The sequence below is a fragment of the Azomonas macrocytogenes genome, from assembly GCF_014191985.1.
In the GTDB taxonomy this organism is placed as follows: domain Bacteria; phylum Pseudomonadota; class Gammaproteobacteria; order Pseudomonadales; family Pseudomonadaceae; genus Azomonas; species Azomonas macrocytogenes.
On record NZ_JACHXI010000003.1, the window covers coordinates 224,724 to 250,179 of the forward strand.

Below are 25,456 nucleotides of genomic sequence, written 5' to 3' on the forward strand. Positions count from 1 at the left end.
CCCATGATCCGTATCCCGCAATCGGAATATGCCCTTCGGCGCAAGGCGTTGATGGAACAGATGGAGCCTGACAGCATCGCCATCCTGCCTGCCGCTCCCGTGCATATCCGCAATCGCGATGTCGAGCATGATTACCGCCAGGACAGTGATTTCCAGTACCTGTCCGGCTTTTCCGAGCCCGAGGCGATAATTGCTCTGATTCCCGGTCGCGAACACGGGGAGTACATCCTGTTCTGTCGCGAGCGTAACCCGGAGCGTGAACTCTGGGATGGATTGCGGGCTGGCCAGGAGGGAGCGATACGCGATTTCATGGCCGACGATGCCTTCTCCATTGCGCATATCGATGAAATCCTGCCCGGCTTGATCGAAGGTTGTTCACGGGTCTACTACGCGATCGGCAGCCATTCCGAATTCGATCTGCAGGTACTTGGCTGGATCAACAGTATCCGCGCCAAGGTGCGCCAGGGCGTCCAGGCACCGCGTGAATTCATCTCGCTCGAACCTCTATTGCATGATATGCGGCTGTACAAAAGCGCGACTGAAGTGGCGGTGATGCGCTATGCCGCTGAAGTATCGGCGCGAGCCCATGTGCGGGCGATGCAGGCCAGTCGTGCCGGACTGTACGAGTATCACCTCGAAGCCGAGCTGGACTATGAATTTCGCCAGGGCGGTGCCCGCCAAGCGGCCTATGGTTCCATCGTTGGTTCCGGCCGCAACGCCTGCATCCTGCATTATCGCGAGAACGACGCCGTGCTTGCCGATGGCGATCTCGTGCTGATCGATGCCGGTTGTGAAATTGATTGCTACGCCAGTGATATCACCCGGACATTTCCGGTTAGCGGACGTTTCACGCCTGAGCAGAGGGCCATCTACGAGTTGGTGCTGGCTGCGAATATCGAAGCGTTCGAGCACATTGCTCCCGGCCGCCGCTGGAATGAGGCACACGATGCGACGGTGCGCGTCATCACGGCCGGTTTGGTCGAGCTGGGGCTGCTGCAGGGTGAAGTCGATGCCCTGATCGAAAGCGAAGCCTACAAACCCTTCTATATGCACAAAGCCGGACACTGGCTGGGTATGGATGTACACGATGTCGGCGATTACAAGATCGAGGGTGAATGGCGGCTGCTGGAGCCGGGGATGAGCATGACCGTCGAACCGGGTATCTATATCGCTCCGGATGAGCAACGTGTGCCGGAGAACTGGCGTGGCATCGGTGTCCGGATCGAGGACGATGTCATCGTGACCGAGAACGGGTGTGAAGTCCTTACTTCCGGGGTACCTAAAGCTGTGGCCGATATCGAGGCGCTGATGGGCGCTGCCCGGACAAGGATGGCCTGAGGTGATACAGGATGAGATTGCGATCATTGGTGGCGGGCTGGTCGGTGCCAGCCTGGCTCTGGCCTTGCAAACGGGAGCCCGGCGGCGTGGCTGGCGGATTCGACTGATCGAGCCGTTTATCCCGGGAGCCGGTTACCAGCCCAGCTACGATTCGCGCTCCTCGGCGCTTTCCTTCGGAACCCGGCAACTTTACCAGCGTCTGGGGATATGGTCGCGCATCGCCGAGCGGGCCGAGCCAATCCTGCAGATCCAGGTGTCCGAACGCGGGCGCTTTGGTGTAACTCGTCTGGATGCTGCCAAGGAAGGTGTTTCGGCGCTTGGCTACGTGGTCGACAATGCCTGGATCGGCCATTGTCTGTGGCAGGCTCTGGACGATGAGGTGGTCATTCGCGACTGTCCTGCCGAGGTTCGTCAACTGCAGGCCGATGAGCGCGGCTATCGGCTGGAGTTGGCCGATGGCCGCAAGCTTGTCTGCTCGCTGGCCATCCTGGCCGATGGCGGGCGTTCGGGGCTGCGTGAGCAACTGGGCATCCTGGCACAGACCAGCAGCTACGCCCAGACGGCGCTGATCGCCAATCTGACCGCGAGTCGCCCGCATGGCGGAGTGGCCTACGAGCGTTTCAGCAAGGATGGTCCGATGGCGCTGCTACCCTTGCCGGAAAATCGCTGCGCCCTGGTCTGGACTCGTCCCGAGGGCGACGCCGACCGTCTGCTCGGTTTGAGCGACGCAGCCTTTCTCGAAGAGTTGCAGCAGGCGTTCGGCTATCGTCTCGGCACGTTTCGTCAGATCGGCGAACGCTATGTCTATCCGCTGGCGCTGGTCGAGGCTGAAGAGCAGGTCCGTTCCGGTCTGGTCGTGCTCGGCAATGCTGCGCATAGCTTGCACCCGATTGCCGGGCAGGGCTACAACCTGTCCCTGCGCGATGCCCAGGCCCTGGCTGAAACCCTGTTGCAAAGCCCGGCTGCCCCGGGAGACCTGGCTACCCTGCGTGGTTACTACGAACGTCAACGTGCGGATCAGCGACTGACCATCGGTTTTTCCGACCGACTGGTGCAGCTGTTCGGCGATTCCGGCCGACTGGTTTCGCTGGGGCGTACTCTCGGACTGGTAGCACTCGATCTGCTGCCATCGGCCAAACGAAGCTTCGCCCGTCAGGCCATGGGCCTGGGAACCCGGGACTGAATGCACCGTTCTCATCGCATGTACATTCAAGACAAGGGGATATCATGCAAGCGGATCTGATCATCGTCGGCGCCGGGATGGTCGGTAGTGCGCTGGCCCTGGCCCTGAAGGACGCCGGGCTGAATATCGTGCTGATCGACAGCGATGCGCTCGAGGTGCGGCCATTTTCCTCCGGCCAGCCGTTCGAGCCACGGGTCAGTGCTTTGTCCGCTGCCAGCCAGCGTATTCTCGAACACCTGGGGGCCTGGCCGGGCATTGTTGGTCGGCGCGCCAGTCCCTATACCGATATGTGCGTATGGGATGGAACCGGTACCGGGCAGATTTGTTTTTCCGCCTCTTCCGTGCATGCCGAAGTGTTGGGGCATATCGTCGAGAACCGAGTGGTACAGGATGCGCTGCTGGAACGCCTGAAGACGTGTGCTGCAGTCGAACTGGTCGCTGGCACCCGGCTGGAACAGTTGCAGCGCAAAGGCAATGACTGGCAACTGACCCTGGCAGACGGGCGCTGCTACCGTACGCCTTTGGTCGTCGCCGCAGACGGCGCCAATTCGGCGATTCGCCGGCTGGCCGGTTGCAAGACCCGCGAGTGGGATTACCTGCATCATGCGATTGTCACCAGCGTGCGTTGTGCCGGTACGCACCAGCGGACCGCCTGGCAGCGCTTTACTGATGATGGTCCGCTGGCTCTCTTGCCCTTGGTGCGCAATGGTGATGAGCACTGGTGCTCGATTGTCTGGTCCTGCACGCCGGAGCAATCCCGGCGGCTTATGGAGTTGGACGATGTCGCTTTCGCCGAGGCGCTCGGCACCGCTTTTGAAGAACGCCTCGGCAAGGTGCTCGAAGCCGATCCGCGCCTGTGCATCCCGTTGCGTCAGCGGCATGCCAAGCGCTATGTGCAAACCGGCCTCGCGCTGATCGGCGATGCTGCGCACACGATCCATCCCCTGGCCGGGCAAGGCGTGAACCTGGGCTTTCTCGATGCGGCGGTATTGGCCGAAGTCCTGTTGCACGCCCACGAGCGTGGCGAGCAATTGTCCGACTTGCGTGTCCTCAGCCGCTTCGAACGTCGGCGCATGCCGCAGAATCTGGCGATGATGGCAGCGATGGAGGGCTTCGAGCGCCTGTTCCAGGCTGACTCCGTGGCCTTGCGGTGGCTGCGCAACGTGGGGCTGAAGCAGGTGGAAGCCCTGCCAGGTGCCAAATCGCTGTTCGTACGCCAGGCGTTGGGACTGACCGGTGATCTGCCGGAGCTTGCCCGCGCCTGACTATAGCCAATGCTTGCGATACCTTCGCCGACTTCGCTATCTGGCATCGGCAGGCTATCGAAACGTTCGTCCGAGCAAGACGTTGGTAACACTGCGCTATTGCTGCGCAGTGACCTTCTTCCAGCATGCGGCTACAATTCGCGCCATTCGAAGCGCCCTTGTTGCTTTGCCAATCCGCTTCGGCGCCCTGCCCTGAAGGAGAAACCCATGGGTCAGCGTACACCGCTCTTTGCTCAACACCTCGCTTTCGGCGCCAAAGTAGTCGACTTTGGCGGCTGGGACATGCCGCTGCACTACGGCTCCCAGGTCGAGGAGCACCATCAGGTGCGCCGCGATTGCGGGGTATTCGATGTCTCGCACATGACGATCCTGGATATTTCCGGTATCGACGCCAAGGCTTATCTGCAACATCTGCTGGCCAATGACGTGGCGCGGCTGGGATTTGCCGGCAAGGCACTGTATAGCGCCTTGCTCAATGAGCAAGGCGGGGTAATCGACGACCTGATCGTCTATCTGGCTGACTATGGTTATCGCATGGTCGTCAACGCGGCGACCCGCGAGAAAGATCTGGCCTGGCTGAGAGCCCAGGCCGCCGGCTTTGACGTCGTCATCGACGAGCGTAGCGAACTTGCCATGCTGGCCATCCAGGGACCGAATGCCCGGAGTAAGGTCGCTGAACTGGTCAACCCGGCACGTGCGGCGCTGATCGGCGGTCTCAAGCCGTTCCAGGGACTGGCCGAAGGCGATTGGTTTATCGCCCGTACCGGCTATACCGGTGAAGATGGCCTGGAAATCATCCTGCCCGCCGTGCAGGCACCCGGGTTCTTCAACGACCTGGTTGGCGCCGGCATTGTGCCCATTGGCCTTGGGGCTCGTGACACCTTGCGCCTGGAAGCTGGAATGAACCTTTACGGCCAGGACATGACCGAGGAGATATCGCCCCTGTCGGCGAATATGGCCTGGACCATTGCCTGGGAGCCGGCCGAGCGCCGCTTCGTGGGGCGCGAGGTGCTGGAGGCGCAGCGTGAAGCCGACCATCTGCCCAAGCTGGTCGGATTGGTACTGGAGGAACGTGGCGTGCTGCGTGCGCACCAGTTGGTGCGGGTCGCTGGTATAGGCGAAGGCGAGATCACCAGCGGTAGCTTCTCGCCGACCTTGGGTAAATCTATTGCTTTGGCGCGCGTGCCGGCTGCCACTGCCGATCGCGCCGAAGTGGAAATCCGCGGCAAATGGTATCCGGTGCGCGTGGTGCAGCCGGTTTTCGTGCGCCATGGCAAGATCCTTGTTTAATCCGAAGATAGTCGTGAGGACAGAGAATGAGCGACATTCCCAGCGAACTCCGTTACGCCGCCACCCATGAATGGGTCCGCCTGGAAGCAGACGGCAGCGTTACCGTGGGCATTTCCGACCATGCCCAGGATGCGTTGGGCGACGTGGTCTACGTGGAATTGCCTGAAATAGGCCTGCAACTTCAGGCAGAACAGGAAGCCGGCGTGGTGGAGTCAGTCAAAGCCGCGTCGGACATCTATGCACCGATTTCCGGTGAAGTGATCGCCATCAATTCCTTGCTCAGCGACTCGCCCGAGCAAGTCAACAGCGACCCTTATGGCAGCTGGTTCTTCCGTCTGAAGCCGAACGATCCGGCCGAGCTGGACAAACTGCTCGATGCCGCCGGTTACAAGGCTGCCAGCGAAGCCTGACCCTGCAATCGCCACACAATTGAAGGAAGCTCCGCGCAGGCGGGGCTTTTTTGCCTTTGGAGAACCTGCCCGGATGTCCCATTCCTCTCGTCTTTCCCAGCTTCATCAGGCCGATGCCTTTCTCGATCGCCATCTTGGCCCGGATAAGGCCGAGCAGCATGCCTTGCTCGATGCGCTCGGGTTGGCCAACCGTGCGCAGCTGATCGAGCAGACGGTGCCGCCAGCAATTCGCCTGCGCGGCGAGCTGGAGTTGCCCGCGGCCCTGGACGAGCAGGAGGCACTGGCCCGATTGCGTGAACACGCCATGCGCAACCAGCAGTGGACCAGCCTGATCGGTACGGGCTACCACGGGACCATCACGCCACCGGTGGTCCTGCGCAATGTGCTGGAAAACCCCGGCTGGTACACCGCTTACACGCCTTATCAGCCGGAAATTGCCCAAGGTCGCCTGGAAGCCCTGCTGAATTTCCAGCAACTGACCATCGATCTTACGGGCCTGGACTTGGCCAATGCCTCCTTGCTGGACGAGGCGACTGCCGCCGCCGAAGCCATGGCATTGGCCCGGCGCGTAGCGAAGAATAAGAGCAACCGCTTTTTCGTCGACGAGAATTGTCATCCGCAGACGATTTCGGTCGTGCGTACCCGTGCCGAAGCCTTCGGTTTCGAACTGGTAGTGGATGCGCTGGATAATCTCGGCGCGCACGACGTATTCGGCGCTTTGCTGCAATATCCCGATACCCATGGCGACATTCGCGATCTGCGGCCGCTGATCGAGCAATTGCATACCAGGCAGGCACTCGCTTGCGTGGCGGCCGATCTGCTCAGCCTGCTGCTGCTGATGTCACCGGGTGAACTGGGCGCCGATGTGGCGCTCGGTTCGACCCAGCGTTTCGGCGTGCCCATGGGCTTCGGTGGGCCGCATGCCGCCTATTTCGCTACACGTGATGAGTTCAAGCGCGCCATGCCTGGGCGCATCATCGGCGTGTCGAAGGATACCCGCGGCAATACGGCGCTGCGCATGGCGCTGCAGACTCGTGAGCAGCATATCCGCCGCGAGAAGGCTAACTCCAATATCTGTACCTCGCAGGTATTGCTGGCCAACATTGCCGGCTTCTATGCCGTCTATCATGGTCCCGAAGGACTCAAGCGGATTGCCGAGCGCGTGTATCGGCTGACCTCGATCCTGGCTGCTGCCCTGGAGCGCAAGGGTATCCAGCGGATCAACCAGTATTTCTTCGATACCCTGACGCTGGACGTCGGTGGTGCACAGACGGCCATCATCGAGAGTGCCAAGGCAGCACGGATCAACCTGCGTATTCTTGGCCGCGGCCGGTTGGGCGTGAGCCTCGACGAAACCTGCACCCGGCAGACCGTCGAGCAGCTACTGAGCATCTTCCTTGGTGCCGATCACGGTCTGGAGATCGACTTGCTGGATGCGAGCGAACTGCCGCAAGGCGTTCCCGCCGAGCTTGTTCGCCGCTCGGCCTACCTGACGCATCCGGTGTTCAATACGCACCATAGCGAAACCGAGATGCTGCGCTACCTCAAGCGTCTGGAAAACAAGGACCTGGCGCTGAACCAAGCGATGATCCCGCTGGGCTCCTGCACCATGAAACTCAACGCCACCAGTGAGATGATCCCCATTACCTGGCCGGAATTCGCCAATCTGCACCCCTTCGTACCGAGTGAGCAGGCCGTCGGCTACCGGGCGATGATCGACGAACTGGAGTCCTGGCTGTGTGCCATCACCGGGTTCGATGCCATCAGCATGCAGCCCAACTCGGGAGCGCAGGGCGAATACGCCGGTCTGCTGGCAATCCGCAAATATCACGAAAGCCGTGGCGAGGCGCAGCGCGACATCTGCCTGATTCCGGCCTCGGCACACGGGACCAACCCGGCGTCGGCGCAGATGACCAGCATGCGCGTGGTGACCGTCGACTGTGACAAATCCGGCAACGTCGATCTCGACGACCTCAAGCGCAAGGCGGCGCAGGCCGGTGGGCAGCTAGCCTGCCTGATGATCACTTACCCCTCGACCCACGGGGTCTACGAGGAAGGCATCCGCGATATTTGCACCGTCGTGCACGAGCAGGGCGGGCAGGTCTACATGGACGGGGCCAACCTCAACGCATTGGTTGGCCTCGCGCGGCCGGCGGATGTCGGTGCCGATGTGTCGCACATGAACTTGCACAAGACCTTCTGCATCCCCCACGGCGGCGGCGGCCCGGGCATGGGGCCGATCGGTGTCAAGGCGCACCTGGCGCCCTTCGTCGCCAACCATCCGGTGGTTGAGTTGGAGGGACCTGCACCCGGCAATAGCGCGGTCAGCGCCGCTCCCTGGGGCAGTGCCAGCATCCTGCCGATCAGCTGGATGTACATCGCCATGATGGGCCCGCGCCTGCGCGATGCGACCGAAGTGGCGATCCTCAATGCCAACTACCTCGCCAACCGCCTGAACGGTGCCTTTCCCGTGCTCTACAGCGGGCGCAACGGCCGGGTAGCGCACGAGTGCATCATCGACTTGCGGCCACTCAAGGCGCAGACCGGCATCAGCGAGGAAGATGTGGCCAAGCGCTTGATGGACTACGGCTTCCATGCCCCGACCATGTCCTTCCCGGTACCCGGCACGTTGATGATCGAGCCTACCGAAAGCGAACCCAAGGCCGAGCTGGATCGTTTCGTCGAGGCCATGCTGAGCATTCGCGCCGAAATCGCCAAGGTGCAGAATGGTGAATGGACAGCTGAAGACAACCCGTTGGTGAACGCTCCGCACACATTGGCCGATGTCACCGGCGCCTGGACTCGCGCCTACAGCATCGCCGAGGCCGTAACGCCAAGCGCGCACACCCGCGAGCACAAGTACTGGCCAACAGTGAATCGAGTGGACAACGTCTTTGGTGACCGCAACCTGTTTTGCGCCTGTGTGTCGGGTTGAATGGCTACAGGCTGCAAGTTTCAGATAAAGGCGGGAAAAGCTTGACGGGACAGCAAGCCTGAAAACGTCCTCACTGTTCTCCCACCAGAATGGTCGTGGCCAGTTCCAGATCGGATGCTTGCAGTTCCGGGTGTTCGCTGCGCAGTTGCTGGAGTTTCGCTTCGAGGAAGGGGCCGCGGATCTCGCCGTTGCTGGCGACGAAACCGCTGGCCTCCTCGCGGATGGCTGCGACCTGCTTGTCGTCGCGCGAGGTCAGGTAGGTGGAGGCGGTCGTCGCGCCCGAGGACAGAATCCGCCGGACCCAGCCATCATCTGCCATGGTTGCGGCGGATACGAATGCAAGAGCGACGGCAAGTAGAACCCTTGGATTGTGCATGGTTTCCTCTCCAGGATGGCGATGCCTAATTGGATGGCTCGGGAACCAGAGGGGTTCCGCTCTGGGTTCAGCTCTCGATCATCTGGCGGACCTTCATTGCCAAGGCATCGATGTTAAACGGTTTGGCGAGCATTTCCATGCCCTGCGAAAGGAACTCGCCGCGAACCCTGGCATTGGCCGCGTAGCCGGTAACGAACAGTATTTTCAGATCCGGCCGGTGATTGCGGGCGATGTCCGCCAACTGGCGGCCATTCATGCCGGGCAGGCCGACATCGGTGATCAGCAGATCGATCTTCCGTTCGCTGCTCAGGATGGGCAGTGCGCTGTCGCTGCCGCTGGCTTCCAGTACGGCATAGCCCAGTTCCTGCAATACTTCGATGACCAGCATGCGTACGGCGGCTTCGTCTTCGACCACCAGAATCGTTTCGTCATTTCGCGCGCAGGGAACTTCCCGCGTATCCACCGCAGCCTCAGCTTGGATCGGCTCCTGCTGATCGCGCGGCAATAGCAAGCTGATGCTCGTGCCCTGCCCGGGCTGGCTGTCGATATGTACCTGACCACCCGTTTGCTTGACGAAGCCGTAGACCATGGATAGGCCAAGGCCGGTGCCCTGGCCGATCGGTTTGGTGGTGAAGAAGGGATCGAAGGCCTTGGTGATTACCTCGGTCGACATGCCACAACCAGTGTCGCTTACGCTGAGCTGCACGTAATCGCCCGGCTCGGTGCTATCCGGCAGAGAGTGGTCGATCGCGATATTGGCAGTGCCGATCAGCAAGCGTCCACCCGCCGGCATGGCGTCACGGGAATTGATCACCAGGTTCAGCAGCGCGTTTTCCAGTTGGTGGGCATCGGTGTGTGCGAGCCACAGGGTCGGCTTCAGTTGGGTGGTCAGTTGGATATGCTCGCCGATGGTGCGGCGCAGCATGTCTTCCATGGACAGGATCAGTCGATTCACATCGACCGGCTGCGGGTCCAGCGATTGGCGGCGGGCGAAGGCCAGCAACCGATGGGTGAGCGCGGCGGCTCGATTGGCCGAGGTCACTGCCGCATCGATGTAGCGATCCACTTCGGTGCTATGCTGCCGACCGAGCCGACGCTGGATCATGTCCAGCGAACCCACCACGCCGGTCAGCATATTGTTGAAGTCGTGGGCCAGCCCACCGGTCAACTGGCCAATGGCTTCCATTTTCTGGGCATGGCGCAGGGCTTCTTCGGCACGCTCGCGCTCGTTCATTTCGATCTGCAGCCGGCTGTTGCTTTCGGCCAGTTCGTGGGTGCGCTCGACGACCCGGCGTTCCAGGTTGTTATTGAGTTCGCGCAGGGCCTCTTCGGCGGCAACCTGGGCGGTCACATCCGTATAGGTGCCGAACCAGTGGATGACCCGGCCGAGTTCATCGCGGATCGGCAGCGCGCGCGACAGAAACCAGTTATACCGGCCATCCTTGCCGCGCAGGGGATAGGTGTCCTCCCACACCAAGCCAATACTGAAGGCTCGCTGCATGGATGCGATGACCCGTTCGCGATGTTCGGGATGATGCATCGAGCCGATACCCAGGGCCTGCATGGCTTCCAGGGTGGCGCCGGTATAGTCGTACCAGCGCTTGTTGTACCAGTAGATCACCCCGGCAGGGTTGGCCATCCAGGCCAGTTGGCTCATGTTGTCAGCCAGGGTGCGGAACTGCTCTTCACTCTTGCGCAGGGCTCGTTCGGCCTGCATACGGTTCTGGGCGGACCAGGCTCGTTCGCTGATATCCCGGGCAAAGGATATTTCCTCGTCAAGCCAGCGGCGCGGCTCGTCCTGCAGCAGGATCAGCACTTTGCAAAGATGGCCTTGCTCCTGGCGCGGGATGCCCATCAGACTGCAGACTCCCGCTTGGGCGAAGTTATCGGCTTGCTCTGCCGTGCGTACGTCATGGCGAACATCCTCGATCACGATCATCTCGCCCTGGTGCAGGTCGTAGGCCAGATCGCCATAATCGGTGAAATTGAAAACCTGTATCCCGCAGGGGAGCTTGTAGGGCCAACTTTGCAGGAGCTTGCCCCGTTCGCCGGGGGCTTCGACTTCGATCAGCAGGGCCCGACTGCTATGCAGGGTTTCGCCGAGCAGGCGCGGCAGCACACGATCGACGGCTTCAGGGTCGAACTGGCCGCGCAGCATGTCGCTCATTCTGACGTAGGCGGCCTGACGCTGTTCGGCCTGATGACGTTCCTCGATCTGCATTTCCAGCAGCGTGTTGATTCGCTTCAGCTCTTCCGCTGCCTGGCGTTCGGCGGTGATTTCCCGTGTCGTGCCGAGAATCCTGACCTTACCGTTGTTATCCTGGATGCGTCGCCCTCGGTTGGTGATCCAGCGATATTGATGGTTGGTCGAGTCGAGAAAGCGGTAGTCCAGATCGATTTCACCGTCGCTTATCACTGCCAGTGCGCGTTTGAATGAGGTGACGACTGTGCGTCGATCATCCGGATGGATCCGTTCCAGAAACGCCCTGATGCTGAGCTCGGGCTGGCCGGCGGCGAGTCCGGCGAGCTGCCGGATCTGGGCATCCCAGTGCAGCCTGTTGGAGTGCGGATCGTATTCCCAGACGCCTACGGCGGCGGCCTGATTGGCCAGGCTGAGCCGTTGCCAGGCATCACGAATGGCCGTGGTACCGTTGAGACCGCTATCTGTCGGTTCTTGGCGTAAGCGGCGCAGCTCCAGCAGGGCCGTTGCCTGGCGAGCCAGGGCTTGCAGGTAGGCGATCTGAGGTTCGGTGAGTTGACGAGTACCAGGGTCGGCAACGGCCAGGGTTCCCAGTGGCAGGCCTTCAGAGGTGATCAGTGCGATTCCGGCATAGCTGCGCAGGTCGGATTCCGGCAATTGCAGGCTGGTTTGCAGATCCGGAATCAGCAGGGGAGTGGCTTGCTGCAGGATTTGTGCGCAAAGGGTTTTCAGGCCGTCGGCATCGCCTGGTTTCAGCGCGCTCGCCGCGACGCAGCAATGGCTGGTGCCATCGAGTAAATGAATGGCCGCACAACTGTAATCGCACAGGATACAAGCCTGCTCGACCAGGGATTGGAGCTCTGGATCTGGTTGCAAGCCAGTCATGGAATGAAAAACCAGAGTGGCCGAGCACCCAGCTTCGTCTTTTTTATAATTCACAATGTTTGCTCGGCAGTCCGTTGCGTTGCAATGGTCGAACGATAACAAGTGCAAACTTGCATCGCCCCGTTTTTTATTAAAGAAATATTAGCCGGGATTACCGCACGATGCTCTCTCCTGTTCTATTGCTCGGCGGTGAGTTCAAGGCCTGGCTGCATTCAATGCTGCCAGCAGGCTCCGGTCGAGTTTGTAGATATCCTGCTGGTAGGTCACCTGACCATTGCCATCGGCTTCTGCCGTCCAGTAGGTAATCAGGATCGGCCTGGGGCTGCCCAGGTTGTACTGCGTGCTCTTACCGTTGGCGAGCAACTTCTTGACCGGTTCGCGTTCCTGATCGGTCAGTAGACGATCGGCCAGTTTCAGGGCGCCTTCGACCCGCACGCAACCCGAACTGAAGGCTCGCGGCGAACGGGCGAACAGGGGCTGGCTGGGGGTATCGTGCAGATACACGAAGAACGGATTGGCGAAACGCACGACAACTTTCCCCAACGGGTTGCCCGGGCCCGCATCCTGGCGCAGGCGGATGGCTTGCGGATTATTCCAGTCGATCAGGTTCGGGTCGATCTGCTGGCCCTGGGCATCCAGCACCTTGATCTGGTTGCGGGCCAGGTAGCCAGGGTTGCGGCGGATTTTCGGCAGCTTGTCTTCGCGCAGGATGGTCGGCGGCACTGTCCAGGTCGGGTTGAGGGTCAGGCGAGTTACCGTCGATTTCAACAGCGGCGTGGCACGGTCGGCCCGGCCTACCTGAGTGCGGGTCTGCCAACTGGCCTGGCCGTTGCGGTAGTCGATCAACCGGGCTCCGGCGACATTTACCAGCAAGATGTCGGGCTCCATATCGCGGGCGATCCAGCGCAGACGCTCCAGATTGATACGCAACTGCCCCAGGCGATAGGCCTGGCTGGTATTCAGTTCGGCAAGGGTACCCGGGCCAATGATGCCATCGGGCTGCAGGCTGTGCTGGCGCTGGAAGTTCTTCACCGCCTCGACCAGGGCCGGGTAGTAGAGCAGATCGTCACTGGCTGCCGGATCGGGCTGCGGCAGGTAGATGGCCAGGCGTTGCTCGAGCAGGGGGATGCGCAGGTCCTGCATCTCCGGGCGCAACGGCGAGCCGGCCGGAATCTTCGGCCATACGGGCGATTGCTCATGGCGCATCCGCGCGTAGAGGTGGCGCAGGTTGATATACAGATCCAGTGTCGGGCGGGCCTGGCTGAAGGCCATGGCCGGATCTGCCAGGCCCTGTTCGGCGATCTTCGTCAGCGAGGGAATCTTTCCGGCATAGTCCCCGGAGCGCCAGATGGGTTCCAGACTGGTCTGGTCGACCCGGCCCCAGGCCAGATGCCGCAGGGCTCGCAGATAGGCATGGGTGGTCAGAATATCGGCGCAGGCCAGCTGGGTGCTGTCCGCTGTCTGGTACAACTGGCGAATCTGTTCGGGAGCGTAGCTGGCCGGGTCGAGGCCATCGTCCGCCAGCTCATCGAATTGCGCCAGCAAGGCTTCCAGACGCTGCCGGTCGCTCCAGAGTGGATGGAAATTGTGCGGTTGATAGAAGGCGATCAACTGTTTGCGCGCCAGATCGTCGAATGTCGGGCGCAAGTTGCGGCATGCGCTATTCTGATTTCCCAGGATCTGGAAGATTGAATTTGTAGAAGAGGGTGCGGAATAAGCGAAAGGTGCCGGCACCGTCAATAGCAGACAGGCGAGCAGACCTAATGCGGTTTTTTTCAACAATGCGTCACTCCACATTCAGGTTCCGGCTGGTAGACTTCAGCCCGCAAAAAAAGGCTGCAGTTCACGGAAGTACCCTTTCAGTTTACCTGAGGCAGCCGCTGGAAGCAGTTGTCATAACGAGGCCCATAGAACGCATGCCCACATTATTTCGCAGACTCTGCCTGGCGGCGGGGTTTTTCGTCTGCTCTTCACCGCTCTTTGCGGCAACGCTCGTCTCCTCTTATTCGCCTCTCGCCGAGCGTCTCGCGCGTTCGGCGCTAACCCTTGATCGACAGGTCCTGCGCAATGCCGTCGCGGCGATGGAATGTGCTGTCCGGCATGGCGCCGCGCCGGCCCAGCGACTGGCGGTGATCGATTATTCGCTGCCGTCCTCGGAGCGCCGCCTGTGGATTTTCGATCTGGTGAGAAAACGCCTGTTGCTCAAGGATTTTGTTGCCCACGGGCAGAATTCCGGGGAAAACCTGGCGACCAGCTTTTCCAATCGCGAAGGCAGCTACCAGTCAAGCATCGGTCTGTTCCGCACCGAGGAAACCTATGAGGGCCAGCACGGCTACTCGCTGCGGATGGATGGTTTGGAACCGGGGGTGAACGACCGGGCGCGAGACCGCGCTATCGTCATTCATGCGGCGGATTACGTGAATCCCTTGTGGATCACCCGGCAAGGGCGCATCGGCCGCAGCCAGGGCTGTCCGGCGGTACGCCCGGAAGTGGCGAAGATGGTGGTGGATAGCCTCAAGGGCGGGCAATTCATGTTTTCCTGGTACCCGGATCGGCAGTGGCTGCAGACCTCTGTCTTTCTTAATTGCAATTCGGACCGAGTCGTCACCATTTTGTCGTCGCGGGCCTCCGGCGGCTAACGCTGCTCGCTCTGCGGGGTGACCCGCAGGACTTCCTCCACCGTGCTCAGCCCGCTTGCCACTTTCTGTGCGCCAGACAGCCGCAAGCTGCGCATGCCGTCTTTGAATGCCTGGCGGCGCAGGGCGAGCAGGTCGGTATCGGCACTGATCAGCGACTTGAGATGGTCGTTCAGCAGCATGATCTCATACACGCCGGCGCGACCACGGTAGCCGGTATCACGGCATTCCAGGCAACCCACCGCCTTGTGCGCGCCGGGCGGCAGCGGCGCGCTCCAGGGCCGGGTCAGTTCCTGCCAGATGTCTTCTTCCAGCGCTAATGGCGCCTTGCAGTGCGGGCAGAGTGTGCGTACCAGGCGCTGGGCCATGACGCCAAGCAGGGTCGCCTTGAGCAGATAGTGCGGCACGCCCAGTTCGAGCAAGCGAGTGATGGCGCTGGGCGCATCGTTGGTATGCAGGGTCGACAGCACCAGATGGCCAGTCAATGCCGCCTGGATTGCCATCTCGGCGGTTTCCAGGTCACGGATTTCGCCGACCATGATGATGTCCGGGTCCTGGCGCATCAAGGCGCGCACGCCGCTGGCGAAGGTCAGGTCGATATTGGGCTGGACCTGCATCTGGTTGAAGGCGCCCTCGATCATCTCGATGGGGTCTTCGATGGTGCAGACGTTCACCTCACTGGTGGCCAACTGCTTGAGCGTGGTGTACAGCGTGGTGGTCTTGCCCGAACCGGTCGGCCCGGTGACCAGGATGATCCCGTTGGACTGGCCGGTCATGCTCTGCCAGCGGCGCAGATCGTCGGCAGAGAAACCGAGCTGGTCGAAACCCTTGAGCAGCACCTCGGGATCGAAGATGCGCATCACCATTTTCTCGCCGAAGGCCGTAGGCAGCGTCGACAGGCGCAGCTCCACTTCGCCACCGTCCGGTGTGCGGGTCTTGATCCGGCCATCCTGCGGCTTGCGCTTCTCGGCGACATTCATCCGTCCGAGCGTCTTCAGGCGGCTGATCACCGCCACGCTGACCTGTGGCGGAAACTGGTAGACATTGTGCAGTACGCCATCGATGCGAAAACGTACGGTGCCCTGTTCCCGGCGTGGTTCGAGGTGGATATCGCTGGCGCGCTGCTGGTAGGCGTACTGGAACAGCCAGTCGACGATATTGACGATATGCGCGTCGTTGGCGTCCGGCTCCTGGTCGCTGGCGCCGAGGCTGAGCAGCTGCTCGAAATTGCCGATGCCGCTGATCTTCTGCTCGCCGGTTGACGCGCCGCTCACCGAGCGGGCCAGGCGATAGAATTCCACGGTCAGGCGCTGGATATCCGCCGGGTTGGCCACCACCCGGCGGATCGGCCGTTTCAGCGCATGGGTCAGGTTCGCCTCCCAGGCCCGCACGAACGGCTGGGCGCTGGCGATGCTGACCGAATCCGCCCCGGCTTCCACCGCCAGGATTCTGTGGCGCTGGGCGAAGGCATAGGACATCAGCGAGGTGATCGCCGCAACCTCGATCTTCAACGGATCGATCCGCAGGTAAGGCTGGTTGGCATACTCGGCCAGCCAGACGGTCAGGGTCTCCAGATCGAGCTTGCGCCCTGGCCGTTGCCGGTCTTCCACCTGCTGGGCCGCGAGGAATTCCAGCGGATGCTGCTGGTTCACCGCGCTGCGGCGAGCCACCAGGCACTGCTCGGCCGTCTCCTGCGCGAGGCGGCCCTGGGCAACCAGTTCCCGCAGCAGTTCGTTGAGGTTCAGCGGGTGATCGGCAGTGGCGGGTGGCATGGCATGAATGTCCTGGTTGGCGAAGCCTGAAGCTTCTACTGCAAAATCTCCCTCCAAACCTTGAGCGTGTAGACAGTCTGCGCTTGTGCCTGGATTTCGCTGGCGGCGCCGGAGTGTTCGAGCCTGTCGTGCAACTTGCTCAATTCGCCATAAAGACGGTCGGTTTCCGGCAGATCGAGTACGTTGCGTGCCAGTTGCAGCCAGACCAGCAGACGCTCCATGCGCGGCAGTTGCTCTGGTAGATCGTTGATATGGTTTTGGTAGTTGGGCAACTGCATGGCCGTCGCTTCTTCGGCAAGCATGCGTGGCAGCCATTTGCCCAGTTCGGCTTTGCCCAGGCGATTGCCGCGCTCTTTGCGCGAGTCGCCCCAGGTACGGCGCAGCAGCCAGAGGGAAGCGGTCAGAGAAAACCGCCCCCAGCGCGGCTGGGCCAATTCTTCGGCGAACAGCGCAGGCGCTGCCTGGCGGACGGATTCGTCCTGCAAGCCAGCGTTGCTTCGTGGGCGCCAGTCGCCCAGCAGTGCATCGAGGCACTCACGCAATTCCTTCGAGCTGGCCCGTGGAACTGCCTGGCCGACGCTGCCAAGCAGGGCACGCAGCTGGGCAAGATGGCGAACCCAGTCGACCAGAAGCGTCCAGTGGCCGTTGAAGCGATATTGCTCGGCCAGGCGTTGGCTGTTGCCGAGCAGATGCCAGGCCAGGGCGGTGAACGCATCGTCCAGCGGCTGTGCGGCATCCAGGTTCGGAACGGGCAGGGCCAGGGCATAGCTAGCGGCATCGTGCAGGCGATAACCGCGTTCTGCCTTGCTGATATCGCAGGGCATCAACGGCAGGTCCGCTGCCAGTTCGGCTGCCAGTTCGAGCAGCGCGGCGGGTTCGCCCTGGCGCAATTCCAGTTCCAGCTCGCAGATTTCCTCCTCCTGCTGGCCTGCGACGACCTTGCCCAGATCCAGCGCGACTTCGACGACTACCTTGGCCTTGCCGCGACCCCAGGCGATATCGGTCTTTTCGCGCACGAAATCGGTACTGAAGATCGGCTTGAGCAACTGCTTGTCCAGCCCGGCCAAGGCTGCCGGCCAGCACTCGTCGGTCAGCTTGCCCGGGTCCAGCTCGGGCTGGTCCAGGTGCCAGTCCCACTCATTACGCTCGGACAGCCCGGCGATGCTCTGACCACGGCTCTTGAGCGTCTGGATATAGCTGTCGCCGTCGCGGCGCAGGCGCAAGGCAACCTTGTTGCGAGCCAGATCGCGTTCGTTGCTGTCGTAGTACTGGTTGAACAGTTCATGGCGTTGCCAGCCCTCCTTGCTGCGTTTTTTCAGCAGAGGATGCTCGCGCAGGGCGGCAAGCGTTTCGCGAGTGGCGCGCAATTTGATTTCGGTTTCTTTCTGCATGTGCCGGAAGGCCTGTTTTCGTATCGATCGGACCGTTGCGGCGGCTCCGGCAGAAATCTCATCCGGCCGGTCGACGGGCTGGACAGCCATTTCCGAGCACAGCGCCGCTCGCGGTTGTCGAGTGTACAGGACAACGCCGCACATGGCCGGGCACCAGAAGCCTATTCATGAAAGGCGGCGTCCGGCCCGATCTGTGTTTCACTGGAGCGGTTTTTCCGGTTTTTCAGGAGGTCTGCCTGTGTCGCTTCCCTCTTTCAAAGAGCAGTTCGCTGCCTTGATCGCCGCGTCTTCGGTGAGCTGTACCCAGCCGCGCTGGGATCAGAGCAACCGTTCGGTTATCGAATTGCTGTCAGCCTGGCTCGGCGATCTCGGCTTTCGCTGTGAGACGCAGGAAATCGCTCCCGGCAAGTTCAATCTGCTGGCTACCTTCGGGACGGGTCCCGGCGGGCTGGTGCTGGCTGGGCACAGCGATACCGTGCCCTTCGACGCCAGCCTGTGGAGCAGTGATCCACTGACCCTGCGTGAGGCCGACGACCGCTGGTACGGCCTGGGCAGTTGCGACATGAAAGGCTTTTTCCCGCTGATCATCGAAGCGGTCAGGTCGTTGCTGGCGCAACCGTTTCGCCAGCCGCTGTTGATCCTCGCCACTTGCGACGAAGAAAGCTCGATGAGCGGCGCCCGTGCCCTGGCCGCCGCCGGGCATCCCCTGGGGCGTGCCGCAGTGATCGGCGAGCCGACCGGCCTGCGCCCGATCCGCTTGCACAAGGGCGTGATGATGGAGCGCATCGACATTACCGGGCAGAGCGGTCATTCCTCCAACCCGGCCTACGGACGCAACGCTCTGGAGGTCATGCATGCGGCCATTGGCGAGTTGCTGAACCTGCGCAGCCAGTGGCAGGCGCAATATCGCAATCCGTTGTTCGATGTACCGCAACCGACGCTCAATCTTGGCTGCATTCACGGCGGCGACAACCCCAACCGCATCTGCGGCCAGTGTGCGCTGGAGTTCGACTTGCGCCCGCTGCCCGGCATGGACCCGGAGCAACTGCGCGCGGCGATCCGCCATAAGCTCGTCCCTCTGGCCGAGCGGCATGGGGTGGGCATTGACTATCATCCGCTGTTCCCGGCGGTACCGCCTTTCGAGCAAGCGGCTACCTCCGAGTTGGTGCGCCTGGCCGAGCGCTTGACCGGGCGAGCGGCCGACGCGGTGGCATTCGGCACGGAAGCGCCTTATCTTCAGCAACTCGGCTGTGAGACCCTGGTGCTCGGCCCTGGCGACATCGCCTGCGCGCACCAGCCGGACGAACATCTGGAGCTGGCGCGGATCGATCCCACGCTAAAGCTGTTGCGCGAGCTGATTCACTATTACTGCCTGGAGCCTCGGCCCGCCGGCTGACGGCCATCTTTCCATCGACCCCTATCAAGATCCCCGCATGCACGACTACGTCAACTGGCTCCGCCACGCCACGCCCTACATCAATGCCCACCGCGACGCTACCTTCGTGGTCATGCTGCCCGGCGACGGGCTGGCACATGGCAACTTCGCCAACATCGTCCACGACCTGGTGCTGCTGCATAGCCTGGGCGTGCGTTTGGTGCTGGTGTTCGGCTCGCGCCCGCAGATCGAGGCACGCCTGGCGGCCCGAGGCCTGGTGCCGCGCTATTACCGCAATATGCGGATCACCGATGCGCCGACACTGGAATGCGTCATCGATGCGGTCGGCCAGCTACGCATCGCGTTGGAGGCGCGGCTTTCCATGGATATGGCGTCCTCGCCGATGCAGGGCTCGCGGCTGCGCGTGGCCAGCGGCAATTTCGTCACGGCGCGGCCCATCGGGGTGCTCGATGGCGTCGACTACCACCACACCGGCGAGGTGCGGCGGATCGATCGCAAGGGCATCGGCCGGTTGCTGGACGAGCGCACCATCGTGCTTCTGTCACCCCTGGGCTATTCGCCGACTGGGGAAATCTTCAACCTCGCCTGCGAGGACGTGGCGACCCGCGCGGCCATCGACCTGCAGGCCGACAAGCTGGTGTTGTATGGCGCCGAATCGGGGTTTCTCGACGAGAACGGCCAGTTGGTACGCGAGTTGCGCCCGCAGGAGATCCCGGCGCTGGTCAAGCGGCTCGGCAGCGATTATCAGGGCGAACTGCTGGACGCGGCGGCCCAGGCCTGCCGGGGCGGGGTGCGGCGCAGTCATCTGGTCAGTTACGGGGAGGATGGCGCGTTGCTCAACGAACTGTTCACTCGCGACGGCAGTGGAACGCTGGTCGCCCAGGAGCAATTCGAGCGCTTGCGCGAGGCGACCATCGAGGATGTCGGCGGGCTGATCGAGCTGATCCGGCCGCTGGAAGAGCAGGGTATCCTGGTGCGTCGTTCGCGCGAAGTGCTGGAGCGTGAGATCGGTCAGTTCAGCCTGGTCGAACGCGACGGCCTGCTCATCGCCTGCGCGGCGCTCTATCCCATTGCCGATTCCCAGGCCGGCGAACTGGCTTGTCTGGCGGTCAACCCACAGTATCGCCATGGCGGGCGCGGCGATGAATTGCTGGCGCGTATCGAGCGACGGGCCCGGCATCTGGGCCTGAAGCATCTGTTCGTACTCACCACTCGCACCGCCCACTGGTTCCGCGAACGCGGCTTCGAGCCCAGTAGCGTCGAACGACTGCCCGCGGCGCGGGCCTCGCTGTACAACCTCCAGCGCCAGTCGAAGGTGTTCGAGAAGGCGCTCTGAGCCACAGGGCCATCGGGTAGGGTGGAAAACCGCGTAGCGTTTTCCACCTTTTCCTGGCGGTGGATAAGCTGCAGGCGGCGTTATCCCGCCTTATCTACCTGGGCCGCTGCCAGTTTCGGCGTAGCCATCGGAAGCGAATGCCATCGTCTGAACGTCGGGCCCTTGCGATTTGTTGCCCAAGGAGGCTGGCCTTCAGGCATGCAGCAAACGGCGCAGCGAACTGGGTGGCAGGCCGGTCCAGCGTTTGAACGAGCGGCGGAAGTTGTTGGCGTCGTGGAAGTGCAGGTAGCTGGCGATCGCTTCGTTGCCGTAACCCTTGATCTGATGGAGGTAGAGCGCTACGTGCAGGCGGACCTGATCGAGCTGTTCCTGGTAGCTGGTGGCGTGTTTGCGCAGTTTGCGCTTGAGGGTGGTCGGGCTCATGCCGAACGCTGCGGCGGCCCGCTCCAGGCTGGGGGCTTCGCGCACGTGAGCGAGCAGCCAGTCGTACAGGCAATCGAGCAGGCTGATTGCCGGACCGAGGGCTTCGAGCTGCGTACGCGCCTGTTGGCAGCTCACCGCGCTGGCGGTGGGGGCCTGCTGGGGGAGCGCCTGGTTCAGACAGGCCAGCGGCAGGCGCATCAGGTCGCAAGGGCTGCCGAAATGCAGGTCTTCACTCAGATGTACCCAGTACTGCTCGACGTAGCGAGGCTCGGCGTGACGGAAATGAAAGCGCCAGGGCTGGCGCTCCCCGCTCAACCGTCGACTCAGTGCGGCCACTGCCGTCATGTGTGCCTCCAGCAGAAAGCGCCGTGATGGCCCGGCACCGCAGCTGTCGAGCCAGTAGAGGTAGGCATGCTGCTCGTCGCAGACCAGTCGCGGGCTCAGCAGCGGGCAGAGCAGCGCGCGCAGTTCGCCGAGTAGTTCCAGCGCCTGGCGCAGGTTGCCGGCCAGCGCCAGGGCCTGACTGGCCGCGCCGTGGTGTCCGGGCAGCAACCGCTGGCCGAAGAGAAAGCTGGAGTCGTCCGTCGCCAGCAGGCGTTGGGCGTTACCGATCAATTGCAGGTATTGCGCAGGGCTGATCGTGGTGGTGCCACGCAGGATGTCTTCATGAAACAGGCCGGTGCCGCGCAGCAGGCGATGGCTGTCGAGGCCACGCTCCAGGCCCAGGTCGATCAGGCTGGCGGGTTGCTGATGGGCGGCGATGAAACGGCTGTCGCATTCGTACCACTGCGCGTGCATCGACATGGCCTCAGGCGCTCAGCGCCAGGGTTTGCTTGGCGTGGGCCAGCGCCAGGTTGAGGCGGCGCAGCAACTGTTCGGCATTTTCACCCAGCGCCATCGTGCTGGCCACGCTGGCCTTGAGCTGCAGGCGTTCGCCGTGCTGGCGAGTCTTATGCGCCAGGTGTTCGACGGCCAGGGCCATCTCCTTGGCCAGTTGCCGGGCCTGGCTCTCGCCGGTATTGGGCAGCAGGATCACGAAGCGGTCGCCGGCCAGCCGGCAGAGCAAGTCCTGGCGGCGCAGGTTGAGCAGCAGCAGTTGGGTTACGGCCTGCAGCACTTCATCGCCTTCGGCATGGCCGAAGCGCTGGTTGAGCGCATCGAAATCGTCCAGGTCCACTGCTATCAGCGACAGTGGCTGGCGTTCCCGACGGCTCTCCTCCAGGCTCAGCTGCAACTGGCGGCGCAGGTAGTCGGCACCGGCCAAGGGGGTGAGTTTGTCGAACAGCAGGTGTTCGCGAAACAGCCGCTCGCGCTTTTCCATCTGGGCGCTGATTGCCAATTGCTCGTGGTGCCAGTGGTAGAGGCCATAGGTCAGCAGCAGCAGGCCGACCGGCATGGGTGCCGATTCCAGCCAGTGATCCCAGTGCACCGCAGCGGGCAACTGGATGAATTCGTCGAGGCAGTCCACCCACAGGGAGAAGAACACGCAGCTTAGCCCCAGGCTCAGCAGGTTGGTCACCCGTCCGGCCGGGCGGCTCTTGAGCAGCAGGCCCAGCCAGGCCAGTGCCAGCAGCGCCGCGCCGCCTTCACCGAGAATGTCCAGCAGAACCCAGTCGTGTGGCGCAATGGGGTCGCCGGCTGCCAGATACAGCAGCAGGGCGAGGTTGGCGGCCAGCAGGACGGCGAACAATTTGACGTGATGGTGGCTCAGCAGGCTTGGCATCGGTGGCGGACTCCCGGCCTGAAACTAGGAAGGCGCTAGCAGAGCAGAGCCATGTGACGGTCCGATGACAGTCGGGGAGGTCAAATCGGACCAGCTCGGTTCGGGTTTTTTTTCTTCGTCGGTGGGCCGGGTGCCACGGTGCGGGGGCCAAGCGAGCCTTTTACCTTGCCGACGAATGTCTGAAGGGGGCATTTCAGCCCATCCGGCTGCGCAATAGGGCTTGCAAGCCACGTTTTTGAGGGCGTTCGCCACTGCCTGTCACAGAAGTGCCATCTCGTCTCCCTAGCGTGCCTCCTCACTTCGCCGGGGCCTCTGCCCGCTATTACCGAGAATTGGGGAAATCCAGATGTACGAATGCCGAGTCTCCCGTCATACCGGCTTTACCTTCAGCGCTCTGGCGCTGGCCATCACTGCCACGCCGCTGCCGGCTGCCGAAGGTGAGAGCCGCGGCAGTACCGAGCATGTCGAAGTAGTCGGGCAGGCCGTCAGTGTGGACAAAGCCCTCAGGCAGCAGCGCCGCTCCGACAATGTGGAGAGCGTGGTGCACGCCGATGGTGTAGCCCAGTTGCCCGACCAGAACGTCGCGGAGGCGGCGCAGCGCCTGCCGGGGGTGTCCATCGAGCGCGACCAGAACGAAGGCCGCTTCATCAGCGTGCGTGGCATGGGCCCCGACCTGAACAGTGTGAGCATCAACGGCACCCTGGTGCCGGCCCCGGAAAGCGGTCGCCGTGCGGTGGCTCTCGATGTGCTGCCGGCCGAGCTGGTGCAGTCGCTCTCGGTGGTCAAGACGCTGACCCCGGACATGGACGCCAACTCCCTGGGCGGCACTATTTCGGTGGAAAGCCTGTCCGCTTTCGATCACGCGGGGCTGTTCTACACCTTCAGCGGCGAGGGCAGTCACGACGAGAACACCAGCGAGAACAGCCCGAAATTCTCTGGCGCGTTCAGCCAGCGTTTCAGCCTTGGCAGCGGCGTCGATAACTTCGGTATCGCCGCGGCCTACAGTTGGTCGGACCGCGACTTCGGCTCGGATAACGTGGAAACCGGCGGCGACTGGGATTTCGAGGACGGCTCGCGGTTGGAGCAGGCAGAACTGCGCGATTACGAAATCAGCCGCGAGCGTACCGGCTTTGGCCTGAACTTCGACTACCGCCCGGACGACTATTCCAGCTACTACCTGCGTACCCTCTACAGCCGCTACAAGGATACCGAGACGCGCAACGCCGCCGGCGTCGAATTCGCCGACCCCATGGCTCCGGGGACAACCGGCGCGGCCGAGGGCTGGCGCGAGCTGAAGGACCGCAAGGAAATCCAGACTATCCGTTCCTACGTGCTCGGTGGCGAGCGTCTGCTCGGCGCCTGGACTCTGAACGGCCAGATCGGCTATAGCCGCTCCAGCGAGAACACCCCCAATGGATTGAACGCCACCTTCGCGGGCAACGATGATTTCAGCGATGCCGGCTTCTCCAGCCGCAGGAAGCCGCATTTGAACATCGGTCGCGAATTCTTCGCGGCCGACAGCTTCGGTCTCGACGAGGTGGAGTGGAGCAAGAGCCGCACCACCGATACCGAGCGCAATATCAAACTCGACCTGGCCCGCGACTACGAACTGTCCGGCCATGCCGCCCGGGTCAAATTCGGCGGCAAACTGAGCCGGCGCGACAAGGATAACGACACCGACATCCTCACCTTCGAGGATCTGGACGAGCACGGCCTGAACGATGCACAGCTGGCCATGGGCAACTTCACGTCGGGTTCGGTGGACTATGGCCTGGGCAATTTCGGCCCGGGCCTGTCCGCGGGCAAGGTCAAGGGCCTGCTCGGTAGGCTCGACCGCAATGCTTTCTATGATGCGGAAGAATCGCGGGTGAACGACTACGACATGAGCGAGGACATCGACGCCGCCTATCTCATGCACACGCTCGATGTCGGCGACCTGCGCATCATTGCCGGCATGCGCTACGAGCGGACCCGCTTCGAGGCCAGAGGCAGCGGTATTCGCGATGGCAACTACGAAAAAATCAACGCAGACAATAGCTATACCCGCTGGCTGCCGGGTCTGCACCTGCGCTACCAACTGGACAAGCGCACCCAACTGCGCGCGGCCATCACGCATTCGGTCGTGCGCCCGACCTTCGGCCAGTTGGCCCCCGGCTTCGTTATCGATGGTGACGAAGCCAGCTTCGGCAACCCGAATCTGCGCCCGCTGAAATCGCGCAACATCGACCTGGGCATCGAGCATTACCTGGGGCGCGCCGGCGTGGTGTCGGCCTTCCTGTTTTACAAGGACATCGACAACTTCACCTATAACACCGACCTGGCCGGCAGCGGCGACTGGACTGATTTTTCCGAGGCGAACACCTTTGCCAATGGTGATCGCGCCGATCTCTGGGGGCTGGAGCTGGCCTGGTCACAGAAGTTCGATTGGCTACCGGCGCCCTGGAACGGCTTGCTGCTCGGCGGCAACCTCACCGTTACCCACTCCGACACCAGCATCAGTGGCCGCGACCCGAACAGCGGCCGCGCGCTGCACCGCAATATCGACCTGCCCAGCCAGTCCAAGCGGGTCGGCAACCTGATGCTCGGCTGGGAGGACGACCGGCTCAGTGTGCGCCTGTCGGTCAACTACAAATCCAAGTATCTCCAGGAAGTGGCCGGCATCACCGACAAGAAGCGCGACCTCTATGTGGATGACCAGACCTTCGTCGATTTCAGCGCCCGCTACGCCCTGACCAAGAATCTGCGGCTGACCTTCGAGGCGCAGAATCTCACCGACGAGAACTATTACGTCTACAGCGGCCGCCGCAGTTTCAACGCCCAGTATGAAGAATACGGCCCGACCTACCGGCTCGGCCTGACCCTTACCCACTTTTGATTTGCCAGGGACTGCCCTGCCA

At 62.3% G+C, this 25,456-nt stretch carries 17 protein-coding genes; 10 read left to right on the plus strand and 7 right to left on the minus strand.

Annotation, left to right across the window (positions count from 1 at the left end; genetic code table 11):
- The first annotated feature begins 3 nt into the window (after positions 1-3).
- From pepP to gcvP, 6 genes are all read left to right on the plus strand, one after another.
- Positions 4-1,338: a Xaa-Pro aminopeptidase gene (pepP, locus tag FHR87_RS04980; protein WP_183165611.1), complete on the plus strand. Its 1,335-nt coding sequence runs from the start codon at positions 4-6 to the stop codon at positions 1,336-1,338.
- Position 1,339: 1 nt separating this feature from the next.
- The gene (ubiH, locus tag FHR87_RS04985) at positions 1,340-2,521 is read left to right on the plus strand and encodes a 2-octaprenyl-6-methoxyphenyl hydroxylase (RefSeq protein ID WP_183165612.1); all 1,182 of its coding nucleotides are present in this window, start codon (positions 1,340-1,342) and stop codon (positions 2,519-2,521) included.
- A 44-nt stretch (positions 2,522-2,565) separates the two neighbouring features.
- The gene (locus tag FHR87_RS04990; RefSeq protein WP_183165613.1) at positions 2,566-3,786 is read left to right on the plus strand and encodes a 2-octaprenyl-3-methyl-6-methoxy-1,4-benzoquinol hydroxylase; all 1,221 of its coding nucleotides are present in this window, start codon (positions 2,566-2,568) and stop codon (positions 3,784-3,786) included.
- Between the two features lie 207 nt (positions 3,787-3,993).
- Positions 3,994-5,076: a glycine cleavage system aminomethyltransferase GcvT gene (gene gcvT, locus FHR87_RS04995; protein ID WP_183165614.1), complete on the plus strand. Its 1,083-nt coding sequence runs from the start codon at positions 3,994-3,996 to the stop codon at positions 5,074-5,076.
- A gap of 26 nt (positions 5,077-5,102) precedes the next feature.
- Complete coding sequence (gene gcvH / locus FHR87_RS05000) at positions 5,103-5,486, plus strand: glycine cleavage system protein GcvH (protein WP_183165615.1); 384 nt, start codon at positions 5,103-5,105, stop codon at positions 5,484-5,486.
- A gap of 73 nt (positions 5,487-5,559) precedes the next feature.
- Entirely contained in the window at positions 5,560-8,421 is a 2,862-nt protein-coding gene (gene gcvP / locus FHR87_RS05005) for an aminomethyl-transferring glycine dehydrogenase (RefSeq protein ID WP_183165616.1), read from the plus strand.
- Positions 8,422-8,491: 70 nt separating this feature from the next.
- On the opposite strand, the gene FHR87_RS05010 is transcribed toward gcvP, so the two are convergent.
- The 3 genes from FHR87_RS05010 to FHR87_RS05020 all read right to left on the minus strand — a co-directional run bounded on the left by FHR87_RS05010 (position 8,492) and on the right by FHR87_RS05020 (position 13,664).
- Positions 8,492-8,797 carry a DUF2388 domain-containing protein gene (locus FHR87_RS05010; protein ID WP_183165617.1) on the minus strand — a complete coding sequence of 102 codons (306 nt, stop codon included), beginning with the start codon at positions 8,795-8,797 and terminating at the stop codon, positions 8,492-8,494.
- A gap of 67 nt (positions 8,798-8,864) precedes the next feature.
- Complete coding sequence (locus FHR87_RS05015) at positions 8,865-11,882, minus strand: PAS domain-containing protein (RefSeq protein ID WP_183165618.1); 3,018 nt, start codon at positions 11,880-11,882, stop codon at positions 8,865-8,867.
- Positions 11,883-12,077: 195 nt separating this feature from the next.
- Complete coding sequence (locus FHR87_RS05020) at positions 12,078-13,664, minus strand: L,D-transpeptidase family protein (protein WP_246335781.1); 1,587 nt, start codon at positions 13,662-13,664, stop codon at positions 12,078-12,080.
- Positions 13,665-13,798: 134 nt separating this feature from the next.
- Between FHR87_RS05020 and FHR87_RS05025 the strand changes: the two genes are divergently transcribed.
- The gene (locus FHR87_RS05025; protein WP_183165620.1) at positions 13,799-14,521 is read left to right on the plus strand and encodes a murein L,D-transpeptidase catalytic domain family protein; all 723 of its coding nucleotides are present in this window, start codon (positions 13,799-13,801) and stop codon (positions 14,519-14,521) included.
- On the opposite strand, the gene tfpB is transcribed toward FHR87_RS05025, so the two are convergent.
- A complete protein-coding gene (gene tfpB / locus FHR87_RS05030) occupies positions 14,518-16,290 on the minus strand; it encodes a type IV pilus assembly ATPase TfpB (RefSeq protein WP_183165621.1) in 1,773 nt (590 codons plus the stop codon). The two genes, FHR87_RS05025 and tfpB, sit on opposite strands and share 4 nt — an antisense overlap.
- 35 nt (positions 16,291-16,325) lie before the next feature.
- Positions 16,326-17,681 carry a CYTH domain-containing protein gene (locus FHR87_RS05035; RefSeq protein ID WP_183165622.1) on the minus strand — a complete coding sequence of 452 codons (1,356 nt, stop codon included), beginning with the start codon at positions 17,679-17,681 and terminating at the stop codon, positions 16,326-16,328.
- Between the two features lie 238 nt (positions 17,682-17,919).
- On the opposite strand from FHR87_RS05035, the gene argE reads away from it, so the two are divergent.
- Positions 17,920-19,077: an acetylornithine deacetylase gene (argE, locus tag FHR87_RS05040; RefSeq protein WP_183165623.1), complete on the plus strand. Its 1,158-nt coding sequence runs from the start codon at positions 17,920-17,922 to the stop codon at positions 19,075-19,077.
- A gap of 37 nt (positions 19,078-19,114) precedes the next feature.
- A complete protein-coding gene (argA, locus tag FHR87_RS05045; RefSeq protein WP_183165624.1) occupies positions 19,115-20,413 on the plus strand; it encodes an amino-acid N-acetyltransferase in 1,299 nt (432 codons plus the stop codon).
- Positions 20,414-20,605: 192 nt separating this feature from the next.
- Here the strand turns inward: argA and FHR87_RS05050 are convergent, their stop codons facing one another.
- Both FHR87_RS05050 and FHR87_RS05055 read right to left on the minus strand, forming a co-directional pair.
- Positions 20,606-21,640: an AraC family transcriptional regulator gene (locus FHR87_RS05050; RefSeq protein ID WP_183165625.1), complete on the minus strand. Its 1,035-nt coding sequence runs from the start codon at positions 21,638-21,640 to the stop codon at positions 20,606-20,608.
- A 4-nt stretch (positions 21,641-21,644) separates the two neighbouring features.
- Positions 21,645-22,559: a GGDEF domain-containing protein gene (locus FHR87_RS05055; protein WP_183165626.1), complete on the minus strand. Its 915-nt coding sequence runs from the start codon at positions 22,557-22,559 to the stop codon at positions 21,645-21,647.
- Positions 22,560-22,965: 406 nt separating this feature from the next.
- Here FHR87_RS05055 and FHR87_RS05060 point away from each other — a divergent pair, with 406 nt between their 5' ends.
- Positions 22,966-25,434 (plus strand): TonB-dependent receptor, encoded by a 2,469-nt coding sequence (locus FHR87_RS05060; RefSeq protein ID WP_420826726.1) that lies wholly within the window; start codon positions 22,966-22,968, stop codon positions 25,432-25,434.
- Positions 25,435-25,456: the final 22 nt, after the last annotated feature.